This is a genomic window from Ochrobactrum sp. BTU2 (assembly GCF_024539785.1).
GTDB classification, from domain to species: domain Bacteria; phylum Pseudomonadota; class Alphaproteobacteria; order Rhizobiales; family Rhizobiaceae; genus Brucella; species Brucella anthropi.
In genome coordinates this window covers 521680-533866 of sequence record NZ_JAHWRG010000003.1, presented here as the reverse complement: position 1 = coordinate 533866, position 12187 = coordinate 521680, and the positions used below count along the sequence as shown (strand labels likewise).

Below are 12187 nucleotides of genomic sequence, written 5' to 3'. Positions count from 1 at the left end.
TTCAGTTCACCCCTGCGGTGAGGATACGGCAATCCTCATGGTTCCAGCTGAGGCCGACCGATGTGCCTTCCGATGGCGGTGGGTTGCCAAGATTGGGCAGGGCCACCGAAAGCTGGCCCGCAGGCGTGGTCACGCCGAGCAGCCACTGCGCACCCATGAAGTAGCGCGTCGTCACTTCACCGGCGACATGCCCCTCACCCGCTGCAACGAGCTGCACCTTTTCAGGACGGATGAAGACAGAAAGCTCGCCGGAAACCTGTTTGCCATTTGCAGGGAAGCGGATTGTCGTTTCGGCCAGCGCAATCATATCGCCTTCAGCGCGCGCCTTCAGGAAGTTCGACTTGCCGACGAAGTTGGAAATGAAGTGGTTATGCGGATGCTCATAGAGCTTGTAGGGCGCATCGACCTGTGTGATGACGCCCTTTTCCATAACCACGATGCGATCGCTGATCGAAAGCGCTTCGGCCTGATCATGCGTCACCATGATGGTGGTAATGCCGACAGTACGCTGGATGCGACGCAGCTCGAACTGCATTTCTTCACGCAGCTGCGCATCGAGATTGGACAGCGGCTCGTCGAGCAGCAAGACCGGCGGATTGATGACCAGCGCACGGGCAATGGCCACACGCTGGCGCTGACCGCCCGACATTTCACGCGGATAACGATCGGCAAGTGCGCTGAGATGCACCAGTTCCAGCACGTCGCGAACGCGCTTTTCGCGCTCTGCCTTTGGCACCTTGCGCATTTCAAGACCAAAGCTCACATTCTGCGCCACCGTCATATGCGGGAAGAGTGCATAGCTCTGGAAAACGACGCCCAGTTCACGCTTGGCCGGGGCAAGGCGCGTGATTTCACGTCCGTCAAGCGTGATGGAACCTGCCGTCGGCGTCACCAGCCCGGCGATCATCTGCAAGGTCGTGGTCTTGCCGCAGCCGGAAGGACCGAGAAGCGAAATGAACTCGCCCTTTTCAATCGCCAAGTTGAAATTGTCGACAGCCGCGAACTTGCCGTAGTGGCGGGAAATTCCGGAAAGGGTCAAAAAGCTCATTGCATCTCCCTCTCGGCCCAATCTCCCCCTGAATGACAGGGAGCAGAAACGCCGTGATATTGTCTCACGTCGCCTCTTCATCGGGGCTGGCTGGCGGGAGCGGCTTGATCGCGCATTTTCTGCGCTGACCGGACCTTGGGTCTTTTGAACGCGTGATTATCCAGCCGCTAACGCAGCCGCAGCGTTCCCCATTGCGTCGAGTTAAAACCGCCGACCCGCTTACAGCATTGGTTGCAATACCTTGCCGGACCTTCCCATTGGCGACGGTTCCAGTTGGCGGAAAATCCCGCAGGAATGCAAATTATAATTTCCATATTCGGAAGAAATTATATATTTCTTTCAAAATACAGAATTTGGAAGCAATCTTATGGATGATATATCTGAGAATCCGAAATCCGGCGCCGCACTTAACTCAAGTTTGGTGAAGGCAATCCATATTTTGAAAGGTCTGGCATCCAGCACCGAGGATGGCGTGCGGCTGATCGATCTGGCGCGGGACCTCGAACTCAGCCAGCCATCGACCCATCGCCTGCTGAAGACGCTGATTGCGGAAAATCTTGTCGAACAGCTTCCCGACAAGAAGGCCTATCGCCTGTCGCTGGAGTTTTTCGCAATGGCGGCGCAGGCGCGCCAGCGCGACGGCATATTGAACATTGCGCGCCCGTCACTGCTGCGGCTTTCGACCACGTTCAACGATACGGTCTTCCTGCTGGTGCGCAGCAACTTCGATGCGGTCTGCCTCGACCGTGTGGAAGGCCCGTTTCCCATCCGCTCCTTTACCGGTGATATTGGCGGCAAAGTGCCACTCGGCATCGGTCAGGGCAGCCTCGCCATCCTCTCCTTCCTGCCTGAAGAAGAGCGCGAGGCGATCATACGCTTCAACATGCCCCGCATTCTGGACAAATCGTCAGTGGACGAGGTCGACCTGCGCATCATGATCGAGGAAGTGCGCAAGAGCGGTGCGGCAACCTTCAACTTCAACATGATCGACGGTATGGCGGGTCTCGGCGTACCAATTTTGAACGGCGACGGTGAAGCCGTGGCAGCGCTCAGCATCGGCACGCTTGCCGCGCGCCTCACCGAAAAGCGCCAGCAGACGGTGACGGAACTGCTGCGCAAGGAAGCGGCGATCATCTCGCAAAAGCTCAATCCATTCGACCCGACACTACGGCATCCAAATCAGGCTTTGTTGAAATAATCGAAAGCTTTAGCCCCGTTGCGCGCAACAGACTTGCTTTGTCCACAGCGGGCAAAAAGTTTGGCGATTGACTCACACACGCCGTCAGCGTTTGATCGCTGTCAGGTGTGGGGGTTCTGTGGGCGGAGGCAAATTATCCAAAGCAGAAAATCCATCTCTATAACGCTACAGTATTGGAGTTCTGTTGTGATCAAATCCACCAGACGGGGAATAATCCACCTTGCCTTTGCTCTCGCCGCATCGACGGCGATGGGCACGTTTGCCACCACGGCAGCACAGGCTCAGGACAAGATCCTGCTCATCATCAATGGCGCGCTCGGCGACAAGTCGTTCTTCGACAGCGCTGCCAAGGGCATGAAGATGATCAAGGACAAGTATGGCGACGACGTCGAGACCAAGATTCTCGAAATCGGCGACGATCCGACGAAATGGGAGCCGGTGTTCCTCGATGCGTCCGAACAGGACTGGGACCTGATCATCGGCGGCACCTACCAGATGTCGGAAACCGTTGGCTCGGTCGCACAGCAATATCCGGACAAGAAATATATCCTCTATGATGCAAGTGTGCCTTATGAAGAAGGCGGCTACGACAACGTCTATTCCATCCAGTACAAGCAAAACGAAGGTTCTTATCTCGGCGGCATGCTGGCAGCTTCGCTCCTGAAGGAAGGCAAGCTCGGCGATACCGGCAAGAATCTCGGCTTCCTCGGCGGCATGGACATTCCGGTCATCAACGACTTCCTCGTCGGCTACATTGCCGGTGCGCAGTCCGTGATGCCTGATGCCAAGATCGCGATTTCCTATGCCGGTTCCTTCATGGATGCCGCAAAGGGCAAGGAACTCGGTCTCGCGCAATATCGCTCCGACGTGTCGCTCGGCTTCGTCGTCGCCTCGCAGACCGGCCTCGGCCAGCTTTCGGCTGCCAAGGAAACCGGTAAATATGTTCTGGGCGTCGATTCCGATCAGGAAGCGATCTTCAAGGACAGCGATCCGGCTATCGCCAAGCAGGTTGTCAGCTCCGTTCTGAAGAATGTCGATGTCAGCCTTCTGCAAGCTTATGAACGTTTCAAGGCAGGCGACCTGCCGTTCGGCAAGGCGGAAGCGCTTGGCCTCAAGGAAGGCGCTGTCGGCATCGTGCAGGACGGCAACATGGCTTCCATGGCCACGCAGGAAATGAAGGATGCCATCAAGAAGGCTTCCGACGAGATTTCCGAAGGCAAGATCACGGTTCCGACCGCATTCGGCATGAGCACCGAGGATCTTAACGCGATCCGCAACAAGGTTCGTCCCTGATCGTGGAAAATCCAGCTGAAAATATTGAAGGCGGCGATGCTATCGTCGCCTTCCGCCCAATCGTCGCCTTCCGCGATGTGAGCAAGGTCTATCCGAACGGCACGCAAGCGCTTCGCGACGTGTCTTTTTCGATCCGCGCAGGCTCCATCCACGCCATTTGCGGCGAGAACGGTGCGGGCAAATCCACGCTCATGAAAATCCTGTTCGGCATCGAAAATGCCACGGCAGGCGAAATCATCGTCGATGGACAGCACATTGCGTCCTGGTCGCCGGAAGATGCCGCGGCCAAGGGCATTGGCATGGTGCACCAGCATTTCTCGCTCGTGCCGACCCTGACAGTTACCGAAAACATCATTCTCGGCCATGAGCCGGTGAAGGCAGGGCTGATCGACCGTGTGAGCGCGCGCAAAATGGTCGAAGCGCTGATGCAGCAATATGATCTGCACGCTGACCCCGAAGCGATCACGGGCGCACTTTCCGTCGCCGCCCAGCAGAAGGTTGAAATCCTGAAAGCGCTGGCGCGCCGCACGAGGCTCCTGATCCTCGACGAGCCGACCGCTGTTCTCTCTCCGCCGGAGATCGAGGAGCTGATGCGCAAGCTGAAGGCGCTGCGCGACGAAGGCATTACCATCCTCTTCATTTCCCACAAGCTGAACGAAGTGCGCGAACTGGCTGAAAGCGTGACCGTATTGCGTGCAGGCGCGGTTGCGGGCACGGAAAAGCTTGCCGACGTGCCGGACGATGCCATCATGCAGATGGTGATGGGCCATGCGGTCGACATTCCGCAACGCGCCCACAAGCACGGCACAATGAAAACCGTTCTCGACATGAAGGGCGTTACGACAAAAGCAGCCGACCCGGCAGACCGCATCAAGGATGTGAACCTGACCGTCGGTGCAGGCGAGATCGTCGGCGTCGCCGGTGTCGATGGCAGCGGCCAGCGCGGCCTCGTATCGGTGCTTTCCGGCCTTGCCGAAGCGGCCAGCGGCACGATCAGCCTCAACGGTGAGGATATGCTGCGCGCCGACACGGCAAGCTGGCGCAGACAAGGTCTCGCTCATCTGCCAGCCGACCGCTTTTCGCAAGGTGGCGCACCCGGCCTGTCTCTCGCCGAAAACGCGATCGCCGGAACTGGATCGATTACCGCCGACAAGCAGATCTTCTGGGGGCCGTTCCTGCGCTGGAATGCGATCAAGGCCCGTGTCAGCGGAATGATAAAGCAATATTCGGTGCGCGCAGGCGCAATCACCGAACGGCTCGATTCCCTTTCCGGCGGCAATGCGCAAAAGCTCATCGCCGCGCGCGAACTTGCCACCAATCCGAAATTCCTGATCGCCGACCAGCCAACACGCGGCATCGACGTTTCGGCGGCAGCCTTCCTGCACCGCCGCATCGACGAAGTGGCGCAGGGCGGCTGCGCCGTGCTGCTCGTCAGCGCCGATCTCGATGAATTGCTGCGCCTGAGCGACCGCATCGTCGTTCTCTTCAACGGACGTATCGTTGCCGTTCTGGAAAACGGACCAGACATCACACCGGCTGTCCTTGGACCTTATATGCTGGGGACACGAGCATGATCCCAAAAAGTGTAACGTGGTTTTTGGATGAGATCATGCTCAAGCAGAGAGTTGCAGCGTAATGCGCAGACTGATTTCCTATCTCATTCCATTCTTCCTGACCGTGCTTGTCATCGCCGTCATCATGGCGGTGCTTCTGGTGCCGCTGGCGCTGATGCAGGACAATCCCATCGGGGTTCTCAAGACGTTTTTCCTCGGACCATTCGGCAGCATTCGCCATATGGGCAATGTGGTGGAAGCGGCAACGCCGATCATGCTGACCGGCCTTGCGATCACCATCATGTTCCGCTCCGGCCTGTTCAATCTCGGCGCGGAAAGCGGCTTCTTCCTCGGCGCGCTCGGCGCTGTGGCGGGCGCTGTTCTGCTCCCTTCGCTCGGCTGGTTCTCGCTGCCGGTCGCCATTTTGTGCGGTGCGGTTGCGGGCAGTTTCGCTTGCACCATCCCGGCAGCGCTGCGGCTGCGTTTCGGCGCATCGGAAATGGTGACGTCGCTCGTCCTGAACTATGCCTTCCTGTTTCTCGGCCTGTTCGTCCTCAACTATGTCATCCGCGACCCGGCTGCGGGCGGAATGATGTCGCTCAGGATTCCGCCGGATGCCAAGCTTGACCGTCTGCTCGCCGGTACGCGTCTCAACAGCGGTTCGATCATTGCCATTCTGGCCTGTATCGCTGGCGGCATCTGGCTTTACTGGACGCGCTCGGGTCTCAATATCCGTATCGCAGGCTCCAGTCCTGGCTTTGCCAATCATCTTGGCCTGCCGCTCAAGGGCATCATCATGCGTGCCCAGATTGTCGGAGGACTGGTGGCGGGCATGGCCGGTGCGCTGGAAGTGCTCGGCCTTCACGCCCGCTTTGCCTGGCTCGATCTGCCCGGCTATGGCTGGACCGGCCTTGTCGTCGCCATTCTGGCACGCGAAAATCCGTTCCTGCTTATTCCGTCCGCACTTTTCCTTGGCTTCGTGCAGATCGGCGGCGATCTTCTGGCCCGCAACATGAACATCCCGACCGAAGTGGTGGGGCTTGTGACCGCCGCCATCATGGTGGGCGCGACGGCAAGCGTCATTCACAATCATCCGACCGTATTGCGGCTGATCCGCAACCTTCGCAATCGCGAAGGAGAACAAGCGGTAGTGCAGGCCGGAGTACAACCATGAGCATGGTTCTCGCACAAATTCTCGACCCATCCTTCATCGGCACCATCCTGCGCGTGGCAACACCTTTGCTGCTGGCAGCACTCGGCGTGATGATTTCCGACCGGGCAGGCGTCCTCAATATCGGCATGGAAGGGATGATGTTGTCGGCGGCGCTCATTGCCGTTCTGGCCAGTGCCGCTACCGGCAGCCCGGCTGTCGGCCTGCTGGCCGCGCTCATCACAGGTGCAGCTCTCGGCTGGCTGATGTCGCTTTCGGTCAACCGGCTTGGCACTGATCTCATCATGACCGGCATTGCACTCAACATCGCGGCTGCAGCGGCAACGACGCTCGGGCTTTTTCTTGCAACGGGCGACAAGGGCATGTCGGGCGCGTTGAAAAGCGGCGCTCTGCCAAGCCTTCCCGTGCCTTTCATCGGCAATATCCACATATTGACCTTTGCCGCCCTTCTCGCTGTCCCGGCGGTCAGCCTCCTGATGATGCGCACACGCTTCGGCCTGCATCTGCGCGCCACCGGCGTTGATCCCAAATCGGCGCGTGCCGCCGGTATCCATACAGGCCGGGTGCAGATGATGGCGCTTGTCCTGTCCGGTCTCTTCGGCGGTGCAGCCGGTGCCTATCTGTCGCTCGGCTATGTCACATGGTTTGCCCAGAACATGACTGCAGGTCGCGGTTTCATCGCGATTGCAGCCGAAGTTATGGGGCAAGGAACCGCATGGGGCACGCTTGTGGCAAGCCTGGTTCTCGCGGCGGCTGAATCTTTCGCCATCACGCTTCAGAGCCTCGGCCTGCCGTTCGAACTGATGCAGATGATCCCTTATCTCGTCCCGGTCGTTGTGCTGACGATCCACGCGGCACGCCGTCAGCGGCGCGCAAAGCAACTGAAAAACTCCTGAAATGCATAAGAATGAGAATGAAATGAAAGCTTGGGAATTGACCCGCGATCTGCTGCGCGACACGAAACCGGTGGTGCGCACAGCGGAAGAACAGACCTGGGATGCAAGCGCCGTCATGAAGGCGCAGGACGATCTCATGGCCATGTTCTGGAAAAGCAACGTGCCGGGATCGGCAGCACCTGAATGCCTAATGGCCGGTGCGCTGCAATCGCTGGAAAACAAGGGCTTCGTTCTTGCTCCCTATGAGGAGCTTCTTCGCGACGGGCTGACCGCACTTGAGCGCGGTGACTTTGAAACACTGTATCGCATCGACATGCGCCTGCGTGTCCTGATGCGCGCGGCACGGCCCGATCCGAACCATCCGTCGCAAAAGACTGTGCGTTACGGATCGTGGGACGAATTCGACGCCGCCGTTCAATGGCCTGACGATGTGCTCTATGCCGTCCAGTCCGATGATTTCCGCGACCGCACCGCAGCCGCCTGGATGGCGCAGCTTGTCGGAGCTGCGGCTGGTACGGCGCTCGAAGGTTATACGGCAGAAAACATCGCCGAGGTCTTCGGACCGATCCGCGATTATGTGCGCGAGCCAAACACCTATAATGACGACATCACCTTCGAGATCGCATTTCTCGAAGCCTTCGGCGACAAGGGTTCTGCCGTGACCAGCGCGGACATTGCCGAGCGCTGGACCTCGCTGATCCCGCTTGGCTGGTCGGCGGAGGCGATCGCGCTTTCCAATATGCGGCGCGGCCTCATCGCGCCCGAAACCGGCACGTCCGACAATCCGTTCGATGAATGGATCGGCGCACAGATGCGCGGCACAATCTGCGGCATGGTCGTGCCGGGTCGCGCTCGCGAAGCTGCCCGCCTCGCCTGGATGGACGCGGAAGTCTCCCATGCCGGAAACGGTATTTTGGGCGAAGTCTTCAATGCTGTCATGGCGGCGCGCGCCTTTGCAATTGGCGACACGCGCGAATTGCTCGTCTCGACAGCAGCGCTTTTCTCAACCGACACCGAATATGGTGCAGTTCTGGCCTTCGCACTCGACGCCTGCCGTTCTGCCGGCAACTGGCAGGACGCATGGGCGAAATGCGATGTGGAATATGCCGAATATAACTGGATTCACGTCTATCCGAATGCAGCCGCACAGGTGATTGCGCTCTGGTTCGGCGAAGGCGATTTCGACCGCACGCTCGAAATCGTCTGCGGTATTGGCCACGACGTAGACTGCAATGCCGCCCAGATTCTGAGCATGATCGCCATCCAGCGCGGGTCCGCCATCATCGCCGAACGATGGTCGAAGCCGCTGCTGGCCGGCGACATCGTCACCTATATGCGCCGCCCGGCGAAAATCTCCTTCGACGCGCTTGTCGACCAGACGGTCAGTGCCGCGCGCAACGCTCTCTAAATCCCCTCATCAGGAAACCATCATGGCCCGTAAAATCATTATCGATACCGATCCCGGTCAGGACGATGCAGTCGCCATTCTTCTGGCCTTGGCAAGCCCGGAACTCGACATTCTCGGCATCACCGCAGTGGCAGGCAACGGCCCACTGGCGCGCACCGAAATCAACGCGCGCACGGTCTGCGAAGTGGCAAAGAAGCCGGGCACAAAAGTGTTTGCGGGCTCCATCCGTCCTCTGGTGCGCCCGCTTGTGACGGCTGAAAACGTCCATGGCAAGACCGGCCTCGACGGCTACGACCTGCCAGTTCCGACCATGCCGCTTCAGACGCAGCATGGCGTTGATTTCATCATCGAAACGCTGATGAAGGAAGAACCCGGCACCGTCACGCTTTGCCCGCTCGGACCGCTGACCAACATCGCATCCGCACTGATCCGCGAGCCGAAGATTGCCGACCGCGTCAAGGAAATCGTGCTGATGGGGGGTGGCTATTTCGAGGGCGGCAACATCACGCCATCGGCGGAATTCAACATCTATGTCGATCCGCACGCCGCTGCGGTTGTGTTCAAATCCGGCATCAAGATCACCATGATGCCGCTCGATGTGACACACAAGGTTCTGACCACCGAAAAGCGCATCGCCGCCATTCGCGGCATCGGTACGCATGTCGGCGAAGTGGTTGCGGCATGGCTCGAATTCTTCGAGCGCTATGATGAAGCGAAATACGGCACCGACGGCGGCCCGCTGCACGATCCAAACGTCATCGCCTATCTCATCAAGCCGGAACTCTATTCCGGACGCGAGTGCAATGTGGAAATCGAAATCAATTCGGAACTGACCATCGGCGAAACAGTCGTCGACTGGTGGGAAGTGACCGACCGTCCGAAGAACGCGCTCTTCATCAAGGATGTGGATGCAGACGGCTTCTTCAGCCTGCTGACCGAACATCTCGCAACGCTCTAAGACATAATTAAGCCACAAAAAAGCCGCGAGCGTCTTATTCTCGCGGCTTCTTCGCCATGTTTGACAAGAGGTTTTTGCGCAGTTTTCTGCTCAAAATGAGCGAAATCGGCGCAAATTGCCTTCAATCTTCACTTTGCCATAGTTTGCAAAAGTTCAGCTACTTCTGCTGCGGTTGGCGCAGCCGCTCCCGCGCCCGCTCTTGTGACCGCAATCGCACCCGCTGCCGAACCATACCGCACGCAATCATGCAAGGACTGGCCCTGTGAGAACGCGACCGCGAAACCACCGTTGAAACTGTCACCGGCTGCGACCGTATCCACCACCTGAACCTTGAACGGCGCGAAGTGTTTCACCTCATCCGCCGTCACCAGCAATGCGCCACGGCTTCCAAGCTTGACGATGACCGTCTTCGGCCCGCGCTCCAGAAGATTGCGCGCGGCAGCTTCCGCCGAAGCAAGATCGGTCGGCTCGATACCGGTAATTTCAGCAGCTTCTGTTTCGTTGGGAGAGATGATGTCGCTCAATGAAATCAGGTCCGCCATGCGGCTTGCATCGCCGACCGGTGCCGGGTCAAGCAAAACACTGCCGCCAGCCGCACGCGCGGCCTTTGCCACGGCCAGATTGGCTTCATGCGGAACTTCGCGCTGCAACAGCGTAATCTTCGCCCTGGCAATATCGGCAGCATAGGCATCGATGTCGGCAGCCGACCAGTGCGCATTGGCTCCGGCACAAACAGCAATCGTGTTCTGTCCGGCTTCCTCAACCTGAATGATCGCCATGCCCGTATCGACACCGTCAATCACGCGCACGCTTCCGGTGTTGAGGCCAAATTCCTGCATCTGCTTCAAGGCCAGCTCGCCGAAGGCATCGTTGCCGACAGCACCGACGAAGCGGACATCACCGCCCATCTTGGCGACCGCAACCGCCTGATTGGCACCCTTGCCACCGAGGCCGATACCATAGCCCGATGCATTCACGGTCTGCCCCGGACGCGGCAGCGCGGCCATCCGGGCGCTGACATCCACATTCACACTGCCGAAAATAAAAATCTTCAACGGTTTTCTCCATCGCTTTGCTGCCGCACCATAGCTGCGCCGAAACAAAACTTCCACGCCGGGCTTGCCACCATGCACAGAGAGAAAAAAGCCGCGGATTTCTCCGCGGCTTCATCATAGGACCTGTTCAGAGGCTTATTCGGCCTTCAGGAACTCACCCACTTCCAGCAGCACGAATTCATTGTCATCCACCTTGTCGAGGAAACGACCAGCTGAGAACGGCAGATTGTTGTCGTTGCCGACCACAATATGCGTGTCGTCCACACGATCCACATTCTCGATGGTCAGGAACGGCATATCGTAAATGCCTTCACGTCCACCTTGACGGCGCTTGTTTTCCGGGTCGGCGATGGCGAGCAGATCGATATAGCCGATCTTGCGCACTTCCTTGCCGACATTGCTGTCGTCGAAAGCGATCTTGTAGATGCGCTTGACCTTCGACGGCACATCGAAGCAATCGGCCTGCGGCTTCTTCGGATCGGCGCAGGCCTTGTCCGCCGTACCGACGCCGTTGTCACGCTCGATGACCAGCGCCGTGGTTTCATCCAGCATGTTGAAATCGCCGATGGCTTCGCCACCCTCGGCCAGCGGATAGAGCCAGGAGCGGCCCGTCCACTTCTTGTCGGCAACGTTGAATTCGATGACCCGCAGCCCGGTCTTGCCGCTTTCAGTCTTTTCCGGCGCGCCATCGACAAAAAGCGGACCTTCCAGAAGACCGTAGAGCTTCGAGCCGTCTTTCGACATCGCCAGCCCCTCGAAGCCCCCCGAGCGCTTCAGATTGTAAGTCGGGAGCTTGAGGCTCGGATTGGCGGGCAAAGCGAGCTTCGGATTGTCCGGTGATACGACTTGTGTCTCGCCGACAACCGTCGGAATAACGTCGGTCAGCTTGCCGTCCATGTCGAATTTCAGCAGGAAAGGACCGAATTCCTCGCCGACCCAGAAGCCATCCGCAACCGGCTGGATGGATTCCACATCGAAGTCGGCGCCGGTCAGATAGCGCTTTTCAGCGCCTTCCATGACGATGGGAAACGGAGCCTTCTTGTCCGGATCGCTGAGGAACACGGTCTTCACGCGCTCGACCGTTCCCTTGTCCCAGTCGAACTTGACATTGTGCAGCATCAGCATGGCATCGGGCGAGTTGAGCTTGGAGCCAAAACCATTGTCGGACAGTGACCAGAAGCTGCCGTCTTCCATGGTCTTGATGCCGGAAAAGCCCTGCACCGGCTGGCCGTCGAACGGTACAGACAGGCCGGTCTTGCGCACGCCGTCCTTGCCTTCAACAGTGCCGATGCCCTCAGCACGCTTGCGGTCGGCGGTGGTGAACTTGCCCGACGTCTTCAGGTGATCCGCCGCATCATCGGGTGCAGCGATGATCGTGTTCGCAGGCAGGATGGCATGGGCCTTGAGCGTTGCAGGAAAAGCCTTTTCTTCAGCGGAGGCTGGAAAAGCCAATGCGACGGCACCGGCAAGCATGGTCGAAGCGACGAGACGCGATATCATGATAAGTCCCCGTTGGAATTCAAATACAGGGACGCAATTAGGCTGGCTTTGTATCGCTGGCTTGACGCTTCCATGAAGCTTTGACGAAGGCCCCCAACTTTCACCGG

The 12187-nt window shown here is 58.6% G+C and carries 10 protein-coding genes; 7 read left to right on the top strand and 3 right to left on the bottom strand.

Annotated features, from left to right (window positions below):
* Position 1: 1 nt before the first annotated feature.
* The gene (locus KWJ32_RS11390; RefSeq protein WP_012093703.1) at positions 2 to 1048 is read right to left on the bottom strand and encodes an ABC transporter ATP-binding protein; all 1047 of its coding nucleotides are present in this window, start codon (positions 1046 to 1048) and stop codon (positions 2 to 4) included.
* A gap of 367 nt (positions 1049 to 1415) precedes the next feature.
* Between KWJ32_RS11390 and KWJ32_RS11385 the strand changes: the two genes are divergently transcribed.
* The 7 genes from KWJ32_RS11385 (at position 1416) to KWJ32_RS11355 (ending at position 9525) form a co-directional block, all read left to right on the top strand.
* The gene (locus tag KWJ32_RS11385) at positions 1416 to 2246 is read left to right on the top strand and encodes an IclR family transcriptional regulator (RefSeq protein WP_012093704.1); all 831 of its coding nucleotides are present in this window, start codon (positions 1416 to 1418) and stop codon (positions 2244 to 2246) included.
* Between the two features lie 186 nt (positions 2247 to 2432).
* A complete protein-coding gene (locus tag KWJ32_RS11380) occupies positions 2433 to 3539 on the top strand; it encodes a BMP family ABC transporter substrate-binding protein (RefSeq protein WP_010660552.1) in 1107 nt (368 codons plus the stop codon).
* A gap of 2 nt (positions 3540 to 3541) precedes the next feature.
* On the top strand, positions 3542 to 5113 hold the full coding sequence (locus KWJ32_RS11375; protein WP_012093705.1) for an ABC transporter ATP-binding protein: 1572 nt from the start codon (positions 3542 to 3544) through the stop codon (positions 5111 to 5113).
* Between the two features lie 61 nt (positions 5114 to 5174).
* Positions 5175 to 6266: an ABC transporter permease gene (locus tag KWJ32_RS11370; protein ID WP_012093706.1), complete on the top strand. Its 1092-nt coding sequence runs from the start codon at positions 5175 to 5177 to the stop codon at positions 6264 to 6266.
* The gene (locus KWJ32_RS11365; protein ID WP_012093707.1) at positions 6263 to 7159 is read left to right on the top strand and encodes an ABC transporter permease; all 897 of its coding nucleotides are present in this window, start codon (positions 6263 to 6265) and stop codon (positions 7157 to 7159) included. The genes KWJ32_RS11370 and KWJ32_RS11365 overlap by 4 nt, the downstream gene beginning before the upstream one ends.
* Positions 7160 to 7181: 22 nt before the next feature.
* Positions 7182 to 8567 (top strand): ADP-ribosylglycohydrolase family protein, encoded by a 1386-nt coding sequence (locus KWJ32_RS11360; RefSeq protein ID WP_231771535.1) that lies wholly within the window; start codon positions 7182 to 7184, stop codon positions 8565 to 8567.
* A gap of 22 nt (positions 8568 to 8589) precedes the next feature.
* Positions 8590 to 9525: a nucleoside hydrolase gene (locus tag KWJ32_RS11355; protein ID WP_151610140.1), complete on the top strand. Its 936-nt coding sequence runs from the start codon at positions 8590 to 8592 to the stop codon at positions 9523 to 9525.
* A 128-nt stretch (positions 9526 to 9653) separates the two neighbouring features.
* Here KWJ32_RS11355 and rbsK read toward each other — a convergent pair whose 3' ends face one another.
* Together rbsK and KWJ32_RS11345 are read right to left on the bottom strand one after the other, a co-directional pair.
* Positions 9654 to 10532, bottom strand: coding sequence for a ribokinase (gene rbsK / locus KWJ32_RS11350; RefSeq protein WP_231771626.1), 879 nt, complete (start codon positions 10530 to 10532; stop codon positions 9654 to 9656).
* A 183-nt stretch (positions 10533 to 10715) separates the two neighbouring features.
* A complete protein-coding gene (locus tag KWJ32_RS11345; RefSeq protein ID WP_151610142.1) occupies positions 10716 to 12080 on the bottom strand; it encodes an esterase-like activity of phytase family protein in 1365 nt (454 codons plus the stop codon).
* Between the last annotated feature and the right edge of the window lie 107 nt (positions 12081 to 12187).